This is a genomic window from Mesorhizobium sp. 131-2-1 (genome assembly GCF_016756535.1).
Taxonomy (GTDB): domain Bacteria; phylum Pseudomonadota; class Alphaproteobacteria; order Rhizobiales; family Rhizobiaceae; genus Mesorhizobium.
Genome location: NZ_AP023247.1, coordinates 4,275,335 through 4,298,318 on the forward strand (window position 1 = coordinate 4,275,335; position 22,984 = coordinate 4,298,318).

Below are 22,984 nucleotides of genomic sequence, written 5' to 3' on the forward strand. Positions count from 1 at the left end.
GGAGAAGGTGGATCGGCGCGTAGCGCCGAGACGGTTGAGGGGTGTTGGACGGAGCGCCGTTGTTGCCAAGCTGGAACACCCCTCATCCGACCGAGCTTCGCTCGGCCACCTTCTCCCACAAGGGGAGAAGGGAAGAATGCGCGGCGCATCGAAACCAGGCTCATCATCAATTCCCCGCCTGTTGCTGCGGCAGAAGATAGCCCGTCGTCGAATGGTCGAGCACGAGATAACGGGCGGCGACCGTCTTGACCTCATCAGCAGTGACCTTGCGGATGCGGTCCGGCCATTCCTGGACGTCGCGCGCATTGCCGCCGGTGGCCAGCGTCGCGCCGTACATGTTGGCCATGTCGTCCTGCTTGTCGCGGGCGAAGATCATCGAGCGGACATAGCGCTGCTTGGCCTTTTCCAGCTCGTCATCGGTGACGCCGTCCCTGGCGATGCGGGCGACCTCGGCGTCGACCGCCGCTTCGACATCGGCGAGCCTGGCATCGCCGCGCGGCGCGGCGAAGACGGTGAAGTTGGTGGCGTCGAGCATGGTGCCCTGGAAGAAGGCGCCGGCTTCCGCGGCAATGCCCTGCTTGACCACGAGCTGCTGGTAGAGCCGGCTGCGGTTGCCGCCGCCGAGGATCTCGGCCAGCAGGTCGAGCGCCTCGGCTTCGCCTGGCCGGGCCGTGTGATAGGACGGTACCACCCATTGCGTCGAGAAGCTCGGCACCGAAACGCGCGCGTCGGTAAGCGTCACCGTGCGTTTGGTGTTCTGCTCGGGCTCGACCGGGCGGATGCGCGGCGGCAGGTCGGGCCCGCGCGCCACCTTGCCGTAGGTCTTCTCGGCCAGCGCCTTCACCGTGTCCGGCTCGACATCGCCAGCCACCACCAGCACGGCGTTGTTCGGCCGGTAATACTTGTCATAGAAGGCGATCGCGTCGGTGCGGTTCAGCTGTTCCATCTCCTGCATCCAGCCGATGACCGGGATGCGGTAGGGCTGGTTCTGCCAGAGTGTGGCGTCGACCTCCTCGTCCAGCACCGCCTGCGGTTCGTTGTCGATGCGCGAGCGGCGCTCCTCCAGGATCACGTCCCGTTCGGTCTTGATGACGTCGTCGGTAAGGATGAGATTGCGCATTCGGTCGGCCTCGAAAGCCATCATCTCGCCCAGCGCCGAGGGCGCCACCGTCTCGTGGAAGGCGGTGTAGTCGTAGGAGGTGAAGGCGTTGTTGGAGCCGCCGATCTCCGAGACGGCGCGATCGAACTCGCCGGCGGCGTGGTTGCTCGTCGCCTTGAACATCAGGTGCTCGAAGAAATGCGCGATGCCGGATTTGCCCGCCGGCTCGTCGGCGCTGCCGATCTTGTACCACACCATATGGGTGACGATCGGCGCGCGATGATCGGGGATGACCACCACCTCCATGCCGTTGTCGAGCAGGAAATCCGTGACCTTGCCGTCATCGCCGGCGAGTGCGGGGGCGGCAAACGCCAGCGCGGAGGTGAGCAGCGCCGCGCGCAGCCGTCTGGTGCTCGATGTCATCAAATGCTCCGGTTCCGGTTGCGCGACGATAGGCAAGGTTGATAGGCGAGGCAAAGTGAATTGTTCGTCATTTTCGAGGCGGTGTTCGGTTCCTCGCCCCCGCGGAGCGGGGGAGAGGAAGCCAATCGCGACGCCCTCACCCGACCTCGATGAACCGGATCACCGTCTCGCCGTAACCGCGCTCGTCGACCACGGCGAACCCTTCCCCGGCTTCGAACGGCGCGGACGCCGCTTCCTCGACCACGCAGAGCGCGCCGGGCAGCAGCCAGCCGCCTTGCCTCGCGGAGCGCAACGCGCGCTCGCCCATGCCCTTGCCGTAAGGTGGGTCGGCGAAGATCAGGCCGAAGGCGGCAAGCGTGCCAGCCTCTCCCAGAGCGGTGGCGTCGCGCCGGAAAATCTTGGTGCGGCCGGTGAGCCCGAACGCCTCGACATTGCCGCGGATCAGGCCGCGTCCCTCGGCCGATTCCTCGATGAAGACGCCATAGGCAGCGCCGCGCGACAGCGCCTCAAGCCCGAGCGCGCCGGTGCCCGCGAAGAGGTCGAGCACGCGCGCGCCGTCGAGCTTGTCGGCGAAGCGGTGCGCCAGCACGTTGAACACCGCCTCGCGGGTGCGGTCGGTGGTCGGACGGATGGCATTGCTGCGTGGCGTCGCCAGCGGGCGCCCGCGAAACTCGCCACCGACGATCCTCATCTGGTGCGGGGACCCTTGGGGCCACCACGCGGCCTGTCACCACCAGGCCTGCCGCCGCCTTCCGGGCGGTCGCCTCGCGGCTTGCCGTACGGCTTGGCGCCGCCGGGCTTGCCATAAGCCGGCTTGAACGAGGCCTTGCGCGCCTTGGCATCGGCCGCCTTGGCCGCATCGGCCTCCGCCCTGCCCTTGCCGATCGGACGCGCGCCGGGCGCCATCCAGACATTGGCCTTGCGCTGGCCGGGCGGCTCGATCGGCCGCTGCTCTCGCTCGGATTTCTTGCCGCCGAAACCACCACGGGGTTTGTCGCCAAAACCGCCACGCGGCTTGTCGCCAAAGCCGCCGCGCTCGGGTTTCGGACCGCGCTCGCCGAACGCCCGGTCGGGCTTCGTCGACAGCTTGCCCAGCGCTTCGTCGCGGCTGCCCTCGCGGCGCTTGCGCGCCTTGATCAGGCCGCCCTCGCCGATCGGCCGGCGGTCGCCGTCGCGCGAGAATTTCGGCGGTTCGGCCTCCTCGCGGCGCGGCTCGGTGCGGCGCACCGGCCTGTTGGAGAAGGGTTTTGCAATCTCGGCGTCGAAATTGGCGCCGGATTCCTCGATCAGGCGCTCGCCGAGCTGCTCACGCAGCACGCGGCCCTTGATCTCCAGCACATGGCCCTCGGCCAAGTCCTCGAGCTGGAACGGCCCGTAGGAGATGCGGATCAGCCGCGTCACTTCGAGGCCGAGCGCGCCGAGGATGTTCTTGACCTCGCGGTTCTTGCCTTCGCGCAGGCCGATCGTCAGCCAGGCGTTGGTGCCCTGCTCGCGGTCGAGGCTGGCTTCGATCGCGCCATAGAAGACGCCGTCGACGGCGATGCCTTCGCGCAAGCCCGCGAGCGCGCTTTCCTCGACCTTGCCGTGGACGCGCACGCGGTAGCGCCTGAGCCAGCCGGTGGCCGGCAATTCGAGCACGCGCGACAGGCCGCCGTCATTGGTGAGCAGCAGCAGCCCTTCGGTGTTGATATCGAGGCGGCCGATGGTCATCAGCCGCGGCAGTTCGGCCGGCAGCACGTCGAAGACGGTCTTGCGGCCCTCGGGATCGCGGTTGGTGGTGACGACGCCGGCGGGCTTGTGGAACAGGAACAGCCTTGTGCGCTCGATCGGCGGGATCTCCATGCCATCGAGATGGATGATGTCGTTGGGCATGACGTTGAAGGCCGGCGAGGACAGCACCCGGCCATTGACCTTGACGCGGCCGGCGGCGATCAGTTCCTCGGCGTCGCGGCGGGAGGCAAGGCCGGCGCGGGCAAGCCGCTTGGCGATGCGCTCGCCGGCTTCCTCAGTTGCCTCGGCGGGGCGCGGCCGCGGCTTGAAGCCGCCGGCTGATGCGCCTTGCGGCCGGTCACCAAAGTCACGCTTGGGGCGATCGCTGAAGTCGCGCTTGGGACGATCCGCGAAGTCGCGTTTCGGGCGATCCGCGAAATCCCGCTTCGGGCGATCGCCAAAATCACGCTTGGGCCGGTCGAAACGCTTCTCGCCGCCCTCGCCTGAGGCGGCCATCGGCCGGTCGCCGCGCGGCGCATAGGGCTTGCGCGGTCCCTTCTCGTAAGACTTGCCTTCGGGGCGGGGCTTGCGGAACGGCTTTTCGCCGCGCGACGCAGCCCCCTCGCTCGCCTCACGCGGCTTGTACTCGCGCTTGAAGTCGCGCGCCGGTCGCTCGCCGTCGGCTGTCATCGGCCGGTCGCCGCGCGGCGCGTAGGGCTTGCGCGGTCCCTCGCGCTTCTCGAAGGGCTTGCCTTCAGGGCGCGGCCCTTTGCGGAACGGCTTTTCCGCCCGAGCCTCACCAACCTCGCGAGGACGGTCGTCGCTCTTGAAATTGCGCTTTGGCCGCTCGCCTTCGGCGGCCATCGGCCGGTCGCCACGCGGCGCGTAAGGCTTCTTGGCGCCGAAGGACGGCTTGCCGCCTTTGCCCGCGGCGCCGTCGCGGCTGCGCGATCCCGCGGCTTTCGGGCCGCCCCTGACCGGACCCTTCTTAGGTCGGAATTTCTTGTCGTTGTCGTCCATGTGGCCTTTGCCTGTTTGCGCTGCTACAGCGTGGCGCATCCTTTCGGGCGCGCAAAGGACGCTGTAGCACTTTGATTTGGCGCATGATCGTTTCCGAAAACCGAGTCCGATTTTCGAGGTTAGGCGCTAGATAACAGGATCGCTGTCGGGTGGCGAGGAGATAATCGGAATGGAAACCGCGTGAAGCGGCCGGATTTTATGGCATTGGCGCTTGAGGAGGCGGCAGCCGCCGCGCGGCGCGGCGAAGTGCCGGTGGGCGCGGTCATCGCCAGCGGCGGCACCGTCGTGGCAAGAGCCGGCAACCGCACCCGCGAGCTTGCCGACCCGACGGCGCATGCCGAGATGCTGGCGATCCGCCAGGCTTGCGAAAAGCTCGCCAGCGAGCGGCTCACCGGCCACGATCTCTATGTGACGCTGGAGCCCTGCGTCATGTGCGCCGGCGCCATCTCCTTCGCGAGGCTTCGTCGACTCTATTTCGGCGCCGCCGACGAGAAGGGCGGCGCAGTCGTCAACGGCGTGCGCTTCTTCGCCTCGCCGACCTGCCACCACACGCCCGACATCTATCCGGGCATGGGCGAGAGCGAGGCGGCGCTCATCCTCAAGGATTTCTTCAGGGAGAGGCGGGAGGTCTAGCCACGAATTTGGAAGCCGGCGGCACAGCGGGGGCGCGAAGGATCGCTACCTCTGTCGTTGTACAGCGGTGCGCCGAAACCTTACCACCAGTCGAACCAGCCGCCGCTCTTGCTCTTGGCGGCCGCCTCCTTCTTGAGGCGGCGTTCCTTCTTGTACTCGTCCTCGCCGAGTTCGCCCTGCGGCGCGGTGTCGGCGGCAACGCGATAGCCAAGCGGCGGCTCGCTCAGATATTTGCGGGTGGTCGGGTCGCCCTGCTTGCCTTCGGCCGTGCGGCGCTGGATTTCTGCGGCGCGGCCCTTGTCGGAATCCTCCGGCGACCAGCGCGGCGGGTGGCTCGAGGCCGAATCCGCCATCGCCTTCTTCACCGCGGCCGGATCCGTCTGCACGTCGTCGACGATCTGCGACTGGTAGGACGGATCGTCCTGGTGGGCAGTGGCGTCGGCGCGCAGGCGGGCGCGGCGCTGCTCAGGCGATTCGGGCCAATCGGCGCTCGCCGTCTCGATGCTTTCCTGCGGCGGCGGCAGGTTTTCCTTCAGCCCCGGCGCCGGCTTCACCAGATCGGGACGCGGCTTGTAGTCGATCGGGTCCTTGTGCTTGGGCGCGATCGAAAAGGCGCTGGAAAGGTCGCCGGCCAGTTGCTCGCCGGCGGTCTTGTCGGTGCCGTAGGTGGGCGAGCCCATGCAGCCCGACAAGGCAAGGCCGGATGCGACCAGCGGCGCCAGCAGTGCGGCGCGCGCACAGATTCTCTCGGTCATGCCAAAAAGTCCCACTCTAGACAGCCTCTCGATCGCCACCGGCCAAAAGGTCCGGTCCCCATCGACTGATGCACTTGCGACGGAAATCCGGCGACAATTTGTCGTCGGGAGTTTCGCGTGTTTACCTCAACCACCCGTTAAGGGCAACGCACGGGCGGTTTTGGACCGCCCGGCGTGGCATTTGTGCACTTGTTTGACGGCCTTAAAGCCGCCCGAGCGCTTTCAGCTCATGCAGCACCGCCGCATCCCTGGCCGAAACATCGGGGAATGCCTTGTCCTGGCCGACATCGGCGGTGTAGCGCCATGAGCGCGCGCATTTCTTCAGCCCGCGATCCTCGGCTTTCTCGACCACCACCGCCACGCCCTTGACGTCGTCCAGCGTGAACGCGTCATCCGGCGCCTTGCCTTTGGCGATGATGAGATCGCTGGTGATCGCCATTTCGGCCATGTCGACATCCGATATCGCCGCTTCCAGAGCGGCGTCATCGAGAGTGAGGACGGGCACGGCTTCCAGCGAGGAGCCGATCAGTTTCTCGGCGCGCGCGATCTCCAGCGCGCCGGTGACGACGCGGCGCACCTGCCTGACCTTGCGCCACTTCTCCGCCAGCGCCTCGTTGCGCCAGTCCGCCGGGATCTGCTGGAACTGGTCGAGGTGCAGCGAGACGGCATCCGGGTGACGGTCGAGCCAGGCCTCCTCGGTGGTGAAGGGCAGCATCGGCGCCAGCCATTTCACCAGGCAGTCGAACAGGTGGCGCACCACCTGCACGGCGGCCTTGCGCCTGACGCTGGAGGGGGCGTCGCAGTAGAGCGCGTCCTTGCGGATGTCGAAATAGAAGGCCGACAGCTCGACAACCATGAAGTCGAGCAGCGCGCGCGTGATGCGCTTGAACTCGAAGGCGTCGTAGCCCTGGCGCACCACCTCGTCGAGCTCGGACAGCCGGTGCAGCATCAGCCGCTCCAGCTCCGGCATCTTGTCTAGCGGCACCTCCTCACCATCGTCATGGGCGAGCGTGCCCAGCATCCAGCGGATGGTGTTCCTGAGCTTGCGGTAGGCGTCGATGTTGGTCTGCAGCACGTTCTTGCCGAGCCGCTGGTCTTCCCAGTAGTCGGTCGTCACCACCCAGAGCCGCAAGATATCGGCGCCCGACTGCTTGATGACGTCCTGCGGCACGACGGTGTTGCCGAGCGATTTCGACATTTTCCGCCCCTCCTCATCCATGGTGAAACCATGGGTGACGACGGTCTCGTAGGGCGCCCTGCCCCTGGTGGCGCAGCTTTCCAGCAGCGAGGAATGGAACCAGCCGCGATGCTGGTCGGAGCCTTCGAGATAGACGTCGGCCGGCCATTTCAGGTCCGGGCGGTCCTCCAGCGTGAAGACATGCGTCGAGCCCGAATCGAACCAGACGTCGAGGATGTCCATCACCTGATGCCATTGCGAGGCATCGTGATTGCCGAGGAAGCGCTGCTTGGCACCGTCGGCGAACCAGGCGTCGGCGCCCTCCTTCTCGAAGGCGTCCATGATGCGCTGGTTGACCTCTTCGTCCTTCAGCACATTGCCGTCGACGTCGGCGAAGACGGCGATCGGCACACCCCAGGCGCGCTGGCGCGACAGCACCCAGTCCGGGCGCTCCTCGATCATGGCGCGGATGCGGTTCTGGCCGGCCGAGGGCACGAAGCGGGTGTCGTCGATCGCCTTCAGCGCGCGGCTGCGCAGCGTCGTGCCGTCGCCGAGGTCCTTGTCCATATAGACGAACCATTGCGGCGTGTTGCGGAAGATGATCGGCTTTTTGGACCTCCAGGAATGCGGATAGGAGTGCTTCAGGCGGCCGCGCGCGAACAGCGCGTTGCGCTTGATGAGCTCGTCGATCACCGCCTGGTTGGCGTTGCCCTTCTTGCCGTTGTCGTCGATGACGCGCGCCGGCCCGCCGTCGCGGTCCGGGCCGAAGCCCGGCGCGTCCTTGGTGAAGAAGCCGGCATCATCGACCGGGAACGGGATCGTGGTGTCGACGCCGCGCTTGAGCAGGTCCGCCACAGCGTCCATCCAGGCGTCGAAGTCCTCGCGACCGTGGCTGGGCGCGGTGTGCACGAAGCCGGTACCGGCATCGTCGGTGACATGCTCGCCGGCGATCATCGGCACGGGGAATTGATAGCCGTCGGCCAGCCCCCTGAACGGATGCGAAAGCGTCAGGCTGGCAAGCTGTTCGGCCGAAACGTCGTGAAGGCGCGCCAATGTCACCTTGGCCTTGGCGGCGGCGTCCTCGGCCAGCGCGTCGGCGAAAATCAGCTTCTCGCCGGGCTGCGGGCCGAACGCGTTCTCGGCCGCTGTCACCTCGTAGAGACCATAGGCGACGCGCGGCGAATAGCTGACGGCGCGGTTGCCGGGCAGCGTCCAGGGCGTTGTCGTCCAGATGACGACATGGGCCTCGAGCAGGTCGAGCGAGGATTCCGACAGCGCCGCCGCAGCCGCGTCCTCGGCGCCGGTGACCGGGCGCGCAAGGTTCGCGACCGGGAATTTCACCCAGATCGTGTCGCTCTCATAGTCCTGGTACTCGACCTCGGCCTCGGCAAGCGCCGTGCGCTCGACGACGCTCCACATGACCGGCTTCGAGCCGCGGTAGAGCTGGCCCGACATGGCGAATTTCAACAGCTCGCCGGCGATGCGCGACTCGGCATGGAAGGCCATCGTCGTGTAGGGGTTGTCGAAATCGCCGACGACGCCCAGCCGCTGGAACTCGCCGCCCTGCACCTTGATCCAGTGCGTGGCGAAGTCACGGCATTCCTTGCGGAACTCGTTGACCGGCACCTCGTCCTTGTTCTTACCCTTGGCGCGGTACTGTTCCTCGATCTTCCATTCGATCGGCAGGCCGTGGCAGTCCCAGCCGGGCACGTAGTTGGCGTCGTAGCCGCGCATCTGGAAGGAGCGGTTGATGACGTCCTTGAGGATCTTGTTCAGCGCATGGCCGATATGGATGTTGCCGTTGGCGTAGGGCGGGCCGTCATGCAGCACGAATTTCTCGCGGCCGGCCGCGTCCTCGCGCAGCTTGCGGTAGAGGTCCATGTCCTGCCAGCGCTTGACCAGCGCCGGCTCCTTCTCGGGCAAGCCGGCGCGCATCGGGAAGTCCGTCTGCGGCAGGTAGAGCGTGCGGGAATAGTCGATGGTTTCAGCGGTATCGGTCATTGGTCTGCCATGTGCATTGCCCGGCGGCGGGAAAGCTCGGGGCGTTGAACTATCATCATCTGGAAAAAGCGCGAGGGCCACGCGCAAACGTCCCGGCGGCTCCGGCGGCGCTCAGGCCACCCGGAACACCGGGCTCGTAATTCGTATCGCGATCGCAAACAGGCGCGAAAAGCTCGTCATGGCCGGGCTTTTAGCGGATTAGTCAGCAGGAATAAAGCGCGGAGTTCAGACGGCTACATTGAAAAGTCGAAGCGATAGGTGGTCGAGACGCCGACGGTCCATTGGTTGCGGTCGCCGCGCTCCTTGACCAGGCTGGAATCGGCCGCCGGCCCCATCAGGCGCGAATATTCGGTGAAGAGGCTGGCCGTCATCGGCTCCGTCACCTTCCAGGTGATCGCGCCGCCGAGGCCTGTCGACTTCAAGCCGCCGCCCGGATGGTATTCGCTGAGGCCGGAAGCCGCCGCCTCCGTGGCGTTGACGCCGTAATAGGCATCGAAATAGCCCGACGAGGCGAAGGAGACGCGCGGTCCGCCGGAGATACGGACCGTGGGCGTGACGTCGTAGAAGGCGTCGGCCGCGATGTCGGCGACGAAGCCGTCATGGGCGCGAATGCCGTGCCGCAGCTCGGCCCGCGCCCGCACCCAGTCGAGCGGATAGAATTCGAAGAAACCGCCGACCTCGCCACCCCAGCGCACGGGGTCGAGCCCTGCCAGTTCATCCTTGCTGCTACGGGAGAACAGGAACTTGCCGGTCAGGCCGGCGCGCACGCTGCCGTCATCGATCAGGGCCAGCGAGATGTTGTCGTTGCGCGAGGTGAAGCGTGCCTCGGGCCCTGCCTTGCCCAGAGAGATGATCGGCTGGGCGCTGAGCATGTACTTCTTGCCGCCCTCGAAATTCGGCGCGACCAGGCCGGTGGCGCCGAGCGTCAGGTACCAGTCGCCCGAAATCCAGCTGCCCTCACCCGCCTCGGCAGCTGGGACACCCAGCAGGACGGCGGTCAGAACCAGCGGAATCGCCCGGACAATACGCATCGTTACCCCATACGCGAAACACACCGGCGCAAACAACCGGCAGCGCTCAAGCCATGGCGCGGGTTCGGTAAAATTTGACTTAAAATCTGTAACAATGGCGGCGGTTACGGGACGTCCGCCGGGCGCCGGAAGCCGTCGTGGCCGGGCAGCGATGCTCAGCCCGGCACCGCATTCCGCAGCACAAAGCGGCAATGCCGGGCGGCATTCGTCCTTACTGCGCGCCGGACGTCCATTCGGGCAGCGGCGCCAGGCTGCGGTTGAACTGCTTCCACCACATCGACTCATCTATCTCGCAGCAGGCGCGAAGCATGGCGTGCGCCTTCTCAAAGGCCTGGGAGGCGAGATCGTCGAACGTCATCTTGGCGTCGTACGGCAAGGACACCACCAGTTCCTGCCCGGTCTGCATGCCGCCTTCGTCGACCTGAAGATAAAGCCAGACGACGAAATGCGCGCCCTGGCCGCTCGCGTCCGCGTTGCCGATCTTGATGCGGTCGATTCCTGCTGCGGTGACCTTCATAGGGAAGACGCCTCGATTGGATTGACGGAAACCCAGAAATCGGCGGCGATCGGGAAGGTTCCAGAACCTCTATCCCTATGGTGAAGGATTGATGAAGAGCCGGCTCCCGGGGGGATTCGCTCGTCGCCCGCGTGTGCCCATGGCGCCCCGCTCGCTGGACGGGAAGGGCCATCGGCGTTACCTTCGCGGCGCGGTTCTGGAAAGAAATTTGTCCGGCGCGCGTCGCGTCCGCGACTTCCCGAGGAGATGCGGTGATGACCTTGCAAGGCGATGCCCTGAAAGACGCAATCGGCAGGACGCGGGACAAATGGGGATGGTTCGTGGCGCTTGGCGTGCTGCTCTTGATCTTCGGCGGCATCGCCTTCGGCAATCTGTTCATCGCCACGGTGGCCTCGGTCTATGTCGTCGGCTGGCTGATGCTGATGGCGGGCGTGATCGAGATCATCCATGCCTTCGGGGTCAAGACCTGGGGGCGCTTCTTCTACTGGCTGGGGAGCGGCCTGCTCTACGCCATCGCCGGCTTCTTCGCCTTCGACAACCCGCTGCTTGCCTCCGCGGTGCTGACGCTACTGTTGGCGATCGCGCTCGTCGCTTCCGGAGCCCTGAGAGCCTGGGTGGCCTTCAATCACCGGCCGGAGCAAGGCTGGGGCTGGCTGCTCGCGGCCGGCATCATCACCATCCTGCTCGGCTTGATCATCGCCATGCGCTGGCCGGTCAACAGCATGTGGGTGCTCGGCCTGTTCCTGGCCATCGACCTCGTTTTCCAGGGATGGACCTTCATTGCCCTCGGGCTGGCGCTGAAGAGATAGTTCAGAACGCCACGGCCGCGTCCAGCTCCGAGAGCGGCCTGACGCCGGCGAGCAGCGCCCGCGCCTCGGCCTCGTCGCGTTTCATCTGCGCGACCAGCGGGTCCAGCCCGTCGAACTTCAGCTCGGGCCGCAGGAAGCCGAAGAACGAGACCTCGCAGGTCTCGCCGTAGAGGTCGCCGGTGAAGTCGAAGACGAAGGTTTCAAGCAGCGGCGCACCATTGTCATCGACGGTGGGGCGACGGCCGAAGCTGGCGACACCGTCATGCAGCGTGCCGTCGGCGCGGCGGAACCGGACGGCATAAACCCCTTCCTTGAGTGAAGCTTCCGGCGAAAGCCTCATGTTGGCGGTCGGGAATCCCAGCGTGCGGCCGAGCTGCTGGCCGCCGATCACCTCGCTTTCGACGGTGAAGCGGTAGCCGAGCAGGCCTGCGGCCTCGGCCACGGCGCCTTCGCCAAGAAGCGCGCGGATGCGGCTGGACGAGATCACTTCAGCGCCCTCGTCGCGAAAGGCATCGACCAGCGTCACGCCGAAGCCGTGGCGCTCGCCGGCGGCCATCAGAAAGGCGGGGCCGCCCTGGCGATCCTTGCCGAAGTGGAAATCGAAGCCGGTGACGGTGTGCGCGATGCCGAGATTCCTCTCCAGAATCCCGGTCACGAAGGCTTCCGCCGAGAGCGAGGCGAAATCGCGGGTGAAGGGCTGCTCGACCAGAGCTGCGAAGCCGAGAAGCGACAGGAGCCGCGCCTTCATCGGCGGCGGCGTCAGCACGAAGAGCGGGATCTCGGGGCGGAAGACCTTTCGCGGATGCGGCTCGAAGCTCAGCACCAAGGCCGGCGCGCCGCGGCGGCGTGCCTCGGCCAGCGCGCGCTCAAGCACGGCCTGATGGCCGCGATGGACGCCGTCGAAATTACCGATCGCCACCACGCCGCCGCGCAATTGGGCCGGCAGCGGCGACGTCGCGGAGATGCGTGCGAAGCTCTGCGAGGTTTCCGTCATGGAACGCCCCCTATTGCAGTCTCGGAATGACCGCGACCGGACGGTAGCCGTGCTTGTCGAGGAAGGCGGCTAGCCTCTCGGGGTCGGGCTGGAGCGGATCGCCATAGTCGCGGGCATGGATGCCGCCCGAGACATAGAGGACGTCGAAGCCATTGTCGGCCGCGCCCTTGATGTCGGTCATCATGCCGTCGCCGATGGCCAGCACCCGCGAACGTTCGACCGGGCGGCCGAGCAGGCCGGCAACCTCTTTCATGGCAACGTCGTAGATCGGCGCGTATGGCTTGCCGGCAATGAGCGTTCGTCCGCCAAGCTGGGCGTAGTCGCGGGCAAGCGCGCCGGCGCACCAGATCATGCGCTCGCCGCGCTCGACCACGATGTCGGGATTGGCGCAGATGAACGGCAGGTCGCGGGCGCGCAGCCGCCGCAGCAATTCGGCATAGTCGGAAGGCTTTTCCACCTCGTCGTCGAAGAGACCGGTGCAGACCACGCCGGAAGCCTCGAATTCCTCGACCAGATCGACGCCGAGCCCGTCATAGAGGGTGAAATCGCGGTCGGGGCCGATGTGGAAGATTTTTCTCGGCCCCTCGGCGATGAGGTCGCGGGTGACGTCGCCGGAGGTGACGATGCGGTCATAGGCGTCAGCGGGAACGCCGATCGCATTCATCTGCGCCGCCACGTCGGCGGAGCGGCGCGGCGAATTGGTGATCAGCACGATGGGGACGCGAGCAGCGCGCGCCGCGGCCAGGGCCTGCGCGGCCTGCGGGAAATGCCATTCGCCATTGTGCACCACGCCCCAGACATCGCACAGGATGGCCGAATAGGCGCCCGACAGGTCCGCGAGCGAGCCGATGATGTCGGGCGAATCCGCCATGCCGTTTTCCCTGGGTGATCGTTGCGATAGCCGCCGCCGACGGTCCGCCGCGGCCGGTCCCGCATTAACCGAAGCGCCTCATCCTGTCACCAGCTTTCGGCAGACAGTGGCCGCCACCGCAGGACCGATGCCGGGCGCAAGACCCGCGTTCTCGGTGGAATTTCCAGGCCCTCGGCACCCGCGCCGCAAGCCCGATAGTTAACGAGCTTTGAAAACGCAGGTTGATGTTGGATGCAATCGAGCAACCTGAAATTTAACGATCTATGCGCATGGTCGCAGATCAACTACGACTAAGGTCGTACATTAGCGGGGGGCTAAAGGCTATGATCCGCAGATTCGGAGCGATGATCCGCGGCTTCGTGCGCGACAGGCGGGGCAACTATGCCCTGATCGCCGCCATCGCCATGGTGCCCATAATGGGCGGCGTAGCAATGGCGGTCGACTATACGGAACTATTGCGCCAAAAGCAGGAAACGTTGAATGCGCTCGATGCCGCCGGCGTCGCCACGGCGCAGCAGATCGTCGCCAATGTAAGCGATGCCGATGCCAAGGCTTATGCGAAGAACTTCTTCGAAGCCAATCTGGCGCATGTCAGCCCGGCCGACACCACGCTGAGCGTCACCTTGCCCAGCAACAATACCGGCGGCGGTACGCTGAAGCTTTGCGCGAACCTGCGCTACCATCCGTTTTTCCTGCCGGCTGCCGCAATGCTGATCGGCAGGACCGTCAGCGATCGAAGCTTGACCGCATGCTCGGAAGTTCGACTGAAGAACACCCTGGAAGTTGCCCTGGTGCTCGACAATTCTGGCTCGATGAGCACGAATGGATCCGGTACCGGCCAACAGCGAATAGAGTTGCTCAAAACCGCCGCAACAGAACTCGTCAACACGTTGGCCCTGCAGGCCGCGCAAATGAAGCAGGTCACCAAACCGGTACAGTTCGCCCTGGTTCCGTTTTCGGCCTCGGTTAATGTCGGCTCAGCCAACAAGGACAAGACCTGGATGGATCTCGGCGGCATCTCGCCGGTACATCATGAGAATTTCGACTGGACCCAGATGTACAAGACCGTCTCCGGCGTCGATCCGAACAAATACATCGAGAAAGTTGGCGCCGCCTACTACCAGAGGGGCAGCGGCTGGGGCGCGGATACGGGGAAGGCAATGACCCGCTTCACTCTCTACCAGGATATGATGGCCACGACGCGAACCTGCACCAAGAAAAACCACGGCACGTGTCAGACTTATGTCGACACCACCGCCCAGTACCAAGCCTGGAAAGGCTGCGTGGAAGCAAGGCCGTATCCGTACAATGTCGACGACACGACGCCGACGACGGCCACGCCCGCCAGCCTGTTCGTCCCGATGTTCGCTCCGGACGAGGCCGGCAATTTCTGGACCGACTCCACCCACACGAGCACGACGTCATGGGGCTACACCAACAATTGGTGGGTGGATTCGGCCGACAGCCTGGCCGTCGCAAAACGCCAGGCGGATATGCGCAAGTATTTCGTCACAAAGCCCTACAACGCGGCGGCGGAACCGACTGACGGCGGTCCCAATTCCGGGTGCACGACTTCCGCCATCACGCCGCTGCAGGACATAACCACGACCACGGGCAAGAACACCATCACAAACGCCATCAGCGCGATGACGCCGACGGGCAACACCAACGTGCCGGAAGGGCTCGCTTGGGGTTGGCGAGTGCTGTCTAGCAATGAGCCTTTCACGGACGGCAGGGCCAACACCGAAAGAGGCAACGACAAGGTCGTCATCGTGCTGACCGACGGCGCCAACACCTACAGCCCGATCGCCGACGCCACCTATGCCAAGAACATGTCGACTTACGCCGCGTACGGCTACACGGGCCTGACCTATCCGGGCTCCGGCACGGTGACCCGACTGTTCATGAACACCAGCGCTTCCGTTGGCAAGACGACCTACACCGGCGCCAACTATACGACGGCGCTCGACGAGCAGATGCAGACGCTCTGCGCCAATGCAAAGAATTCGAACGTCATCGTGATGACGGTTTCGCTCGACCTCGTGGAAACCAAATCCGCAGAGAAGGCCGCAATCACCGCGCTGAAGACCTGTTCCTCGGACTCGAGGTTCCGAAAAGACCCGGCCGACCAGACCGGCAAAACAGCGGCCAAATTGTACTGGAACGCGACCGGCGCCACGCTGTCGAAAAGCTTCAAGGAAATCGCTGACGAACTGTCGAACCTGCGCATCGTCAGCTGACCGATGAAACCGCCTTACAAACGCCCCGCCCGACGGCGGGGCGTTTTCGGTTCGAGTCGCATCATGCTCCGCTCCGCTTGGTTAGCATTCGGTGAAACACCCGCCCTACAATCGAGCGGTTTCGCACACCCGTCCTTCAGCGTTTTGTGAAACTGTGGCCCGGGTGAAGAATCCGCAGGCGGGGCCGCTTACGAGAATGCGAGAATTTTGGCGTGACTTCTGTCGCGATCGGGGCGGCAACTATGCCCTCATGACCGCGCTTGCCATGGTCCCGCTGATGGGGGCCGTGGCGCTGAGCGTCGACTATTCGGGCATGATCAACGAGAAGCAGAGGGTGGTGAACGCGCTCGACGCCGCCAATTTCGCCACCGCCCGCCGCCTTGCCGAAGGCGCCACCGACGACCAGCTGAGGGCCTATGCGGTGGAGTTCTTCAACGCCAACCTCGGCGACGGTATCGATCCGGCCAACACCACGCTCAGCGTCACTCTGCCCAGCAGCACCACCGGCGGCGGCCTAGTGAAGCTTTGCGCGGCGCTGGTCTACAAGCCCTATTTCCTGCCGGCGGCGGCGATGCTGATCGACAAACAGTCTTCCGACGTCGACTACTCCGTATGTTCGGAAGTGCGGCTGAAGAACACGCTGGAAGTCGCCATGGTGCTCGACAATTCCGGCTCGATGAGCAGCCTCGGCACCGGCGCGGGGCAAAAGCGCATCGACCTGCTCAAGCAGGCCGCCAAGCAGCTTGTCGACACGCTGGCGCAGCAGGCGGCCGCGATCAAGCAGATCGACAAGCCGGTCCAGTTCAGCATCGTGCCCTTCGCCGCCTCGGTGAATGTCGGGACGCAGAACGACAACGCTTCCTGGATGGACACCTATGGCCTGTCGCCGGTCCACCACGAGAATTTCGACTGGACGACGTTGAACGCCACCAACAAATACGCGCAGAAGATCAACGGCATCTGGTACAAGAAGGGCTCCGAATGGGGCGAGCAGGAAGGCCAGATGCTGACCCGCTTCTCGCTCTACCGCGACATGAAGGTGGTCACCAGCCACGAGCGTATCGTCGGCTCCAAGCGCGTCGTCTGCGACGAGTACCGTTCGAACCATACCTGCAAGCGCAGCCACGACGAATATGACTACAACGACACCTATGGTCCGTTCGCCAGCTGGCAGGGCTGCGTCGAGGACCGTCCCTACCCTTACAATGTCAATGACGCGCCGGCCTCGGGCGGCCCCAACAACACCGGTACCGGCGTCGGCGACCCGGCAACCATGTTCGTGCCGATGTTCGCGCCGGACGAGCCCGGCAACCACTGGTACCTGACGCAGGATCCGGACGAGCCGAAGCCGGTGACCTACGGCGCCGCCAACAGCTGGTGGAACGACGATCCGTCGAGCACCACCGGCAAGACGCGGCAGTCCAACATGGCCAAATATTTCCAGCCGCGGCCGATCAATGCGCCGGTGCTGTCGACTGGCGCCGGTCCCAACTACAGCTGCACCACGACGCCGATCACGCCGCTGACCGACGTCACCCAGGCGGCAGGGCTTACGGCGATCAAGGCGGCGATCGACCTGATGCAGCCCAACGGCAACACCAACGTGCCGGAAGGCATGGCCTGGGGCTGGCGCACCGTGTCGAGTACCGAGCCCTTCACCGAAGGGCGGCCGGAGAGCGAGCGCGGCAACGACAAGGTCGTCATCGTGCTCACCGACGGCGAGAACACCTACTCGACGGTCAGCAGCGACCCGGCCGGCAACAAGTCGACCTATGCCGCCTATGGCTACACCGGCCTTGCCTATTACGGCACGGCGGTGACCCGGCTGTTCACCGGCACGTCGAGCGCCATCGGCCAGTTCAACTATACGTCCAGCAACTACACCGCCGCGCTCAACGACCAGATGGCGAGCCTGTGCGACAACGCCAAGGCTGCCAACATCATGGTGATGACGGTGGCGCTCGACATGTCGGCCACGGATTCCGGCGACAAGAAAGCGATGGACGCGCTGAAGGCCTGCTCCTCCGACTCCCGCTTCCGCAAGGATCCGACCGATCCCAGCAAACCGGCCAAGCTGTTCTGGAACGCGACGGGCGCCACGCTGTCCGACAATTTCAAGGAAATCGCCAACGAGCTGTCGAACCTGCGCGTCGTCGGGTGAGCAGCCTCTCTGAAACCCGAGACGTTGGCGGGACGGCGGGCGTGCGACCGAACGCAAGCTGGGCCTTGCCCCACGAGCATTTTCTGGCGCAACGGCCCGGCACAGCCAAGCCCTTGTGCCTGTTTGCGAAGCAAGGCAAATGTCAGGCGAGCCGCCCGGAGACGCATCGATGCCCGATATCGCCAACCACCTCGCCTTCGCGCTGGTCTGCCTCGGCATGGTGCTGACGCCCGGACCGAACATGCTCTACTTGGTCTCGCGTTCGCTGTCGCAAGGGCCGAAGGCCGGGCTGATCTCGCTTGGCGGCGTCGCCTGCGGCTTCCTGTTCTACGTGGTCTCGGCCGCCTTCGGCATCACCGCGCTGCTGCTCGCCGTGCCTTTCGCCTATGACCTGCTGCGCATCGCCGGCGCGCTCTATCTCCTGTGGCTCGCCTGGCAAGCTGTGAGGCCCGGCGGGCGCTCGCCGTTCGAGGTGCGCGAGCTGCCGAGGGACAGGCCGCGCAAGCTGTTCGCCATGGGGCTGATGACCAACCTGCTCAACCCGAAGGTGGCGGTGCTCTACCTTTCGCTGCTGCCGCAGTTCATCAACCCGGCCAAGGGCCATGTGCTGTCGCAGCTGCTGGTGCTTGGCGTGACCCAGATCTCGATCAGCCTCACCGTCAACGCCATCATCGCGGTGACCGCCGGCTCGATCGCGACCTTCCTCGCCGGACGGCCGCTGTGGATGGTCATCCAGCGCTGGATGATGGGCACGGTGCTGGCGGCGCTGGCGCTGAGGATGGCGACCGAGGCGCAGCGCTGACGGGCGTGCCGACATTCAGGTGAAGCCGACCTGTCCTGAAACAAACGCGCTGCATTTTACAATTTAAGCATTTTATCATTTGCTTAAATTGGTCGTAGAGACCCCTGCCGTAACAGTTGAGCTTTGCAGAGTTCGGCGAGGGGCAATGTTCGCATTGAAGCGCTTCCGGGCCTCCGAGCGCGGCAACTTCGCCATGGCGACCGCCATAGCGATGCTGCCGATCATGCTCGGCGTGGCCGGCACCATCGATCTGGTGGGCACCAGCGACGACGCGGCGCAATTGCAGAACTCGCTGGACGCGGCCGGGCTTGCAGTCGCGACGAAGTACTCGGCCGGCATGACGGCGAGTGACGTCCAGTCGCTTGGGCTGACATTCTTCGCGGCCAACATGCGCGCCGCCGACGAGCAGGAATATTCGGACAGCGTCTCCGCCTTTTCTGCTGCCGCCAGCGGAAGCCCGAGCGGCTACTACATCTCGCTTTCATCCAGCCTCAGCCGGCCAAGCTTCCTCAGCGATGCGGCCTCCTGGAACGCCAACCGCTCGGCCAAGGTCAAGATGGACCCCGGCGCGAAGGCCTGCGTGCTGGCGCTCGATCCGCATGTGTCTTCAGCGGTAAGCCTGCAGGGCTCGACCAATGTCTCGATGAGCAGTTGCGTGATCGCGGCAAACTCGGACGCGTCCGATGCCGTCAGCAGAGGCGGCTCCGCGCTGGTCACGGCTGCATGCGTCTCGACCGTCGGCGGCACGTCCGGACTTTCGCTGCCCAGCGCCAATCTCACCTGCGGAGCGCCGCTCGAACGTCAATATGCGTCTTTCGACCCCTTGGCGGACGTCGTCCCGCCCGCCTACACATTGTGCCTGCCGGTCCCGAACGGCAAAACCTACACGCTGTCGCCCGGCACCTATTGCGACAAGACATTGTCGGGAAAGATCACGCTCAATCCGGGCGTCTACATCATGCGCGGCACCACCATCAAACCCGGGGGGAACGGCAGCCTGACCGGCCAGGGCGTGACGATATTCCTCATGGAGGACGCCCAGATCTACATAAATGCCAATGAGAAGGTGATCCTCTCTCCATCCACCAGCGACCCCTATAAAGGCATCACGATTTTCCAGAATCACGGGAACACGTCGGCGCTAACGCTGAACGGCGGCGCAAACTCCGTGATCAGCGGTTTCGTCTACGCGCCGGACGCGCCCGTTGCCTATGCCGGCAACTCCGACATGAGCGGCCAGGGAGACTGTCTGAGGCTCGTCGGCAAGACGGTGCAGATGACCGGAAACTCGTCCATCAAAACGGACTGCTCAGCCGTGCTTGGAAGTCGCGACATGTATGCCAGCCGCCTCATCACGCTGGTGAAGTGAACGGATGGTCGCGCGCCGCACCTGTCTCTGTCTCATCTTTCGATAACGGTTTGCGATTTCTCCCGCCTTGCCCGGCAAAAGCCATGATCGCCATTATCTGAGGCGGGCATGACCGTTGCTAGAATCAAAGACCGCCAGCCCTCGAAGCTGAACAGGCGCCTGCTGCTGAGGGGCGCGGGCCTTGCCGCGCTGGCCGGGCTCGCCGCCTGCTCCACCACAGTGCTGCCGACCGGCGAAGGCGCCGGCGTCTCCTCCTCCGCCACCGGGACGCTCGCCGGCATCCGGTCTTCCGCCGGCCTGCCGGCGCTGGTTCCGGACGGGCAGCTCGAGCAGGCAGCTTTGCAGCAAGCCGGCTACATGGCCTCACGTGCCCGCATGAGCCACACCACCGGCTGGGGCAAGGACTTCGCCTCGCGCATGAAGGACAACGGCGTGCGCGGCGCCGCAGGCGAGAACATCGCCGAGGGCCGTTTCGACCTGCAGAAGCTGTTCGACATATGGATGCATTCGGACGGCCACCGCCGCAACATGCTCGACCCGGACTTCTCCCGCTTCGGCCTCGCCTATGTGCGCGACGGCCGCGATCCGAGCCTGCGCTACTGGAGCCTCGTGCTCGGGAGATAGGCCTCGCCTATCTCCGGTTTGTCATCAGAGTTCTCGACACAGGAACGCCCCGGCCGTCAACCGCCGCGCTCGCCGCCGAGCAATTTCTCGATACCCTCGGCCGAGACCGGCCTGCTGAAATGATAGCCCTGCATTTCATCGCAATTGTTCTTGCGCAGGAAGGCCACCTGGTCGTCTGTCTCGACGCCCTCGGCGATGACCCGCAGATGCAGATTTTGACCCAATGAAATCACGGCGCTGGCGACAGCCTGATCGTTCTCGTCGGCGGCGAGATCCTTGATGAATGACTTGTCGATCTTCAGCCGCGCCACGGGAAACGTCTTGAGCGCACTGAGGCTGGAATAGCCGGTTCCGAAATCGTCGATCGATATCTGAACGCCCAGGCTCTGCAACGCGTTCATCGTTGCGACCGCCAGTTCAACGTCCTGCATGATAAGGCTTTCGGTTACCTCAAGCTCGAGATGCCTAGCCTCCAGGCCGCTGTTCGTCAGTGCGTTCACGACACGGCCGATCAGGTTCGGTTCCCTGAATTGCCGCGCCGAGACGTTCACGCAGACGGTCAAAGGTGGAAGACCGGCATCCTGCCAGGCCCTGTTCTGCCGACAGGCTTCGTGCAGGACCCAGTCGCCGATCGGCACGATCAGGCCGGTCTCCTCGGCGGTCGGAATGAATGTGTTCGGCGCCACCATGCCTCGTGTCGGATGCTTCCAGCGCAGCAAGGCTTCGACTGCAAAGACCTCTCCTGAGCGAAGATCGACTTGCGGCTGATAGAGCAGGATGAATTCCGAGCGAGCCAGGGCATTTCGCAACTCCTCCTGTAGCAGGAATTTCTCATGCGCCCTGGTGTTGAACTCGGGAGCGTAGAACTGGAAATTGTCGCGGCCGAATTCCTTCGCGCGGTACATTGCGGCATCGGCATTGGCCAGCAGCTGATCCGGACTCTTCCCATCCTTGGGATAGTTGGCGATGCCGATGCTGGCCGTCGCCCTCAGCCGATGCCTTCCCAGATGAACCGGCTCCGCGATCGCCGCCCGGATCTTTTGCAGGGTCTCGGAGATCAGATCGACGTTCGTCGGCTGGTCGAACAGAACTATGACGAACTCGTCGCCGCCAAGCCGCACGACGGTGTCGGTTGGCCTTACGCATTCGACCATACGGTTGGCGACGGTCTTCAACAGCACGTCACCGGCATTGTGACCGAGCGTATCATTGACGAGTTTGAAATTGTCGAGATCGATGAACACCACCGTCACCCAGCGATCATATCGCTGCGCATAGAGCAGAGCCTGCGAGAGCCGGTCCTCGAGCAGAGCGCGATTTGGAAGCCCTGTCAGCACATCATGATTGGCCATGAAATGAATCTGGTCTTCAGCCAATTTGCGCTCGATGGCGATCCCTGCAATGCGCGTCGTGAAGTCTATCAGCCGTGTTTCGGCCTCGGTCGGTTCGCGCACCGTCATCGAATACATGGCGAAGACACCCAGCACGGCGCCTTGATGCGACAGGATCGGGGTCGACCAGCAGGAACGATAGCCGAAGGGCGCCACCACCTGGCGGTAATCTTCCCAAAGCGGATCCTGCATGATGTCTGCGACGATGACTGGCTCGCGCCGATAGACGGCGGTGCCACATGATCCAACCTTGGGGCCGATGGCGATGCCGTCGATGGCAGTGGTATAATCCTTCGCCAGGCTCGGCGCGCCGCCGTGCCGCAAATGGCTGCCGTCCTTGTCCAGCAGCAGGACGGAACCGAATATCCCCGTCAACTGCGACTCGACGAGGCGCATCAGACGGTCGAGCACGTCTTCGAGCAGGGCGCTCATCGCGATCATTTCGAGAATATGCGCCTGCCCATCCCGAAGGATGTCCGCCTGCTTGCGCGCGGTGACATCGTGAGCGATGCCAACCAGACCGATAATGTCGTTCTGGGCATTGCGCAGCGGCACCTTCGTCGATGACACCCACTTGCCGGTGCCGGACGCGTCGACAATGAACTCTTCCTTGTCGATCATTGGTTGCCCGCTGCTGAGCACCTTCTGCTCCACCGCGCGAAATTTCTGTGCAAGTTCCGGGGCATGGAGATCAAAATCGGTCAAACCGATCATGTCACTGGTCTTCTGCCGTCCGCTGTCGACCGCAAGAGCCCTGTTCGCCACGACGAAGCGGCTCTCCGTGTCCTTGACCCAGAGATAGTCGGGCACCCAGTCGATCAGCGTTTGCAGCGAGATGCGCTCGTCGACGACCTGTCGATTGGCAACCAGCGCGGTAATGTCCTCATGCGTGGCCACCCAGCTGCCGTCGGGCATAGGCTGATGGCAGACCTGAACTTTCCGACCGTCGGCGAGGTTGGCTGTCCATACCCTTGGAGCCATGCCCGCATTGACGGCGCGGGCCAATGCAAGATAGGCGTCGGCATCGGTCGCGGATGTCCCGGCAACGACGCGACGTTCGACGATTTCCCGGAGCGTCAGCCCCGGCTGCAATTGCTCAGGCGCGATGTGGTAGATTTCCGCATAGCGGCGGTTGCACAGGATCAGCCGTTCAGCGGCGTCGAAAAAGCAGATGCCCTGCGAAACGTTGTCGATCGCCGTCTCAAATCGCAGCGCCTGCCCTTCGAGCGTTGCGATCCTGCCTCGCAGATCGCGCTCGAGCGTTTCGTATGAAGCGATCGTCAGCTTTGCCAGCGCCGCAAGGTTGGCCGACTCGGGTGTCTCGACGGCTTTCCTGGATGATTTCTCGCCCAAACAG

The 22,984-nt window shown here is 64.6% G+C and carries 17 protein-coding genes; 7 read left to right on the forward strand and 10 right to left on the reverse strand.

Annotation, left to right across the window (positions count from 1 at the left end):
* Nucleotides 1-166: 166 nt before the first annotated feature.
* The 3 genes from JG743_RS20670 to JG743_RS20680 form a co-directional block, all read right to left on the reverse strand.
* Entirely contained in the window at nt 167-1,522 is a 1,356-nt protein-coding gene (locus JG743_RS20670) for a M16 family metallopeptidase (protein ID WP_202292612.1), read from the reverse strand.
* 136 nt (nt 1,523-1,658) lie between these two features.
* Nucleotides 1,659-2,213 (reverse strand): 16S rRNA (guanine(966)-N(2))-methyltransferase RsmD, encoded by a 555-nt coding sequence (gene rsmD / locus JG743_RS20675; RefSeq protein WP_202292613.1) that lies wholly within the window; start codon nt 2,211-2,213, stop codon nt 1,659-1,661.
* On the reverse strand, nt 2,210-4,252 hold the full coding sequence (locus JG743_RS20680; protein WP_202292614.1) for a pseudouridine synthase: 2,043 nt from the start codon (nt 4,250-4,252) through the stop codon (nt 2,210-2,212). The genes rsmD and JG743_RS20680 overlap by 4 nt, the downstream gene beginning before the upstream one ends.
* A gap of 180 nt (nt 4,253-4,432) precedes the next feature.
* On the opposite strand from JG743_RS20680, the gene JG743_RS20685 reads away from it, so the two are divergent.
* Nucleotides 4,433-4,885: a nucleoside deaminase gene (locus tag JG743_RS20685; protein ID WP_202292615.1), complete on the forward strand. Its 453-nt coding sequence runs from the start codon at nt 4,433-4,435 to the stop codon at nt 4,883-4,885.
* An 80-nt stretch (nt 4,886-4,965) separates the two neighbouring features.
* Here JG743_RS20685 and JG743_RS20690 read toward each other — a convergent pair whose 3' ends face one another.
* The 4 genes from JG743_RS20690 to JG743_RS20705 all read right to left on the reverse strand — a co-directional run bounded on the left by JG743_RS20690 (nt 4,966) and on the right by JG743_RS20705 (nt 10,366).
* A complete protein-coding gene (locus tag JG743_RS20690) occupies nt 4,966-5,640 on the reverse strand; it encodes a hypothetical protein (RefSeq protein WP_202292616.1) in 675 nt (224 codons plus the stop codon).
* 202 nt (nt 5,641-5,842) lie between these two features.
* Nucleotides 5,843-8,818, reverse strand: a complete 2,976-nt coding sequence (gene ileS, locus JG743_RS20695) for an isoleucine--tRNA ligase (protein ID WP_202292617.1) — start codon at nt 8,816-8,818, stop codon at nt 5,843-5,845.
* Between the two features lie 233 nt (nt 8,819-9,051).
* Nucleotides 9,052-9,849, reverse strand: a complete 798-nt coding sequence (locus JG743_RS20700) for a MipA/OmpV family protein (protein WP_202292618.1) — start codon at nt 9,847-9,849, stop codon at nt 9,052-9,054.
* Between the two features lie 211 nt (nt 9,850-10,060).
* A complete protein-coding gene (locus JG743_RS20705; protein WP_202292619.1) occupies nt 10,061-10,366 on the reverse strand; it encodes a hypothetical protein in 306 nt (101 codons plus the stop codon).
* Nucleotides 10,367-10,620: 254 nt separating this feature from the next.
* On the opposite strand from JG743_RS20705, the gene JG743_RS20710 reads away from it, so the two are divergent.
* Nucleotides 10,621-11,175 carry an HdeD family acid-resistance protein gene (locus JG743_RS20710; protein ID WP_202292620.1) on the forward strand — a complete coding sequence of 185 codons (555 nt, stop codon included), beginning with the start codon at nt 10,621-10,623 and terminating at the stop codon, nt 11,173-11,175.
* 1 nt (nt 11,176) lies between these two features.
* Here JG743_RS20710 and JG743_RS20715 read toward each other — a convergent pair whose 3' ends face one another.
* Both JG743_RS20715 and JG743_RS20720 read right to left on the reverse strand, forming a co-directional pair.
* Nucleotides 11,177-12,169 carry a bifunctional riboflavin kinase/FAD synthetase gene (locus JG743_RS20715; RefSeq protein ID WP_202292621.1) on the reverse strand — a complete coding sequence of 331 codons (993 nt, stop codon included), beginning with the start codon at nt 12,167-12,169 and terminating at the stop codon, nt 11,177-11,179.
* Nucleotides 12,170-12,179: 10 nt separating this feature from the next.
* Nucleotides 12,180-13,040 carry a TIGR01459 family HAD-type hydrolase gene (locus JG743_RS20720; RefSeq protein WP_202292622.1) on the reverse strand — a complete coding sequence of 287 codons (861 nt, stop codon included), beginning with the start codon at nt 13,038-13,040 and terminating at the stop codon, nt 12,180-12,182.
* Between the two features lie 323 nt (nt 13,041-13,363).
* On the opposite strand from JG743_RS20720, the gene JG743_RS20725 reads away from it, so the two are divergent.
* The 5 genes from JG743_RS20725 (at nt 13,364) to JG743_RS20745 (ending at nt 20,236) form a co-directional block, all read left to right on the forward strand.
* On the forward strand, nt 13,364-15,280 hold the full coding sequence (locus JG743_RS20725) for a pilus assembly protein TadG-related protein (protein ID WP_244672839.1): 1,917 nt from the start codon (nt 13,364-13,366) through the stop codon (nt 15,278-15,280).
* 196 nt (nt 15,281-15,476) lie between these two features.
* Nucleotides 15,477-17,441: a TadE/TadG family type IV pilus assembly protein gene (locus tag JG743_RS20730; protein WP_202292623.1), complete on the forward strand. Its 1,965-nt coding sequence runs from the start codon at nt 15,477-15,479 to the stop codon at nt 17,439-17,441.
* Between the two features lie 169 nt (nt 17,442-17,610).
* Complete coding sequence (locus JG743_RS20735; protein WP_202292624.1) at nt 17,611-18,243, forward strand: LysE family translocator; 633 nt, start codon at nt 17,611-17,613, stop codon at nt 18,241-18,243.
* Nucleotides 18,244-18,388: 145 nt separating this feature from the next.
* Nucleotides 18,389-19,612, forward strand: a complete 1,224-nt coding sequence (locus JG743_RS20740; RefSeq protein WP_202292625.1) for a TadE/TadG family type IV pilus assembly protein — start codon at nt 18,389-18,391, stop codon at nt 19,610-19,612.
* A gap of 108 nt (nt 19,613-19,720) precedes the next feature.
* Complete coding sequence (locus JG743_RS20745; protein ID WP_202292626.1) at nt 19,721-20,236, forward strand: CAP domain-containing protein; 516 nt, start codon at nt 19,721-19,723, stop codon at nt 20,234-20,236.
* A gap of 56 nt (nt 20,237-20,292) precedes the next feature.
* Here JG743_RS20745 and JG743_RS20750 read toward each other — a convergent pair whose 3' ends face one another.
* Nucleotides 20,293-22,980, reverse strand: coding sequence for an EAL domain-containing protein (locus tag JG743_RS20750; protein WP_202292627.1), 2,688 nt, complete (start codon nt 22,978-22,980; stop codon nt 20,293-20,295).
* Nucleotides 22,981-22,984 lie beyond the last annotated feature (4 nt).

Coding starts and splice junctions, on each gene's coding strand:
- JG743_RS20710 (WP_202292620.1), top strand. CDS start 10,621: ATGACCTTGCAAGGCGATGCCCTGAAAGACGCAATCGGCAGGACGCGG.
- JG743_RS20720 (WP_202292622.1), bottom strand. CDS start 13,040: ATGGCGGATTCGCCCGACATCATCGGCTCGCTCGCGGACCTGTCGGGC.
- JG743_RS20705 (WP_202292619.1), bottom strand. CDS start 10,366: ATGAAGGTCACCGCAGCAGGAATCGACCGCATCAAGATCGGCAACGCG.
- ileS (WP_202292617.1), bottom strand. CDS start 8,818: ATGACCGATACCGCTGAAACCATCGACTATTCCCGCACGCTCTACCTG.
- JG743_RS20725 (WP_244672839.1), top strand. CDS start 13,364: ATGATCCGCAGATTCGGAGCGATGATCCGCGGCTTCGTGCGCGACAGG.
- JG743_RS20715 (WP_202292621.1), bottom strand. CDS start 12,169: ATGACGGAAACCTCGCAGAGCTTCGCACGCATCTCCGCGACGTCGCCG.
- JG743_RS20730 (WP_202292623.1), top strand. CDS start 15,477: ATGCGAGAATTTTGGCGTGACTTCTGTCGCGATCGGGGCGGCAACTAT.
- JG743_RS20690 (WP_202292616.1), bottom strand. CDS start 5,640: ATGACCGAGAGAATCTGTGCGCGCGCCGCACTGCTGGCGCCGCTGGTC.
- JG743_RS20740 (WP_202292625.1), top strand. CDS start 18,389: ATGTTCGCATTGAAGCGCTTCCGGGCCTCCGAGCGCGGCAACTTCGCC.
- rsmD (WP_202292613.1), bottom strand. CDS start 2,213: ATGAGGATCGTCGGTGGCGAGTTTCGCGGGCGCCCGCTGGCGACGCCA.
- JG743_RS20700 (WP_202292618.1), bottom strand. CDS start 9,849: ATGCGTATTGTCCGGGCGATTCCGCTGGTTCTGACCGCCGTCCTGCTG.
- JG743_RS20670 (WP_202292612.1), bottom strand. CDS start 1,522: ATGACATCGAGCACCAGACGGCTGCGCGCGGCGCTGCTCACCTCCGCG.
- JG743_RS20735 (WP_202292624.1), top strand. CDS start 17,611: ATGCCCGATATCGCCAACCACCTCGCCTTCGCGCTGGTCTGCCTCGGC.
- JG743_RS20680 (WP_202292614.1), bottom strand. CDS start 4,252: ATGGACGACAACGACAAGAAATTCCGACCTAAGAAGGGTCCGGTCAGG.
- JG743_RS20745 (WP_202292626.1), top strand. CDS start 19,721: ATGACCGTTGCTAGAATCAAAGACCGCCAGCCCTCGAAGCTGAACAGG.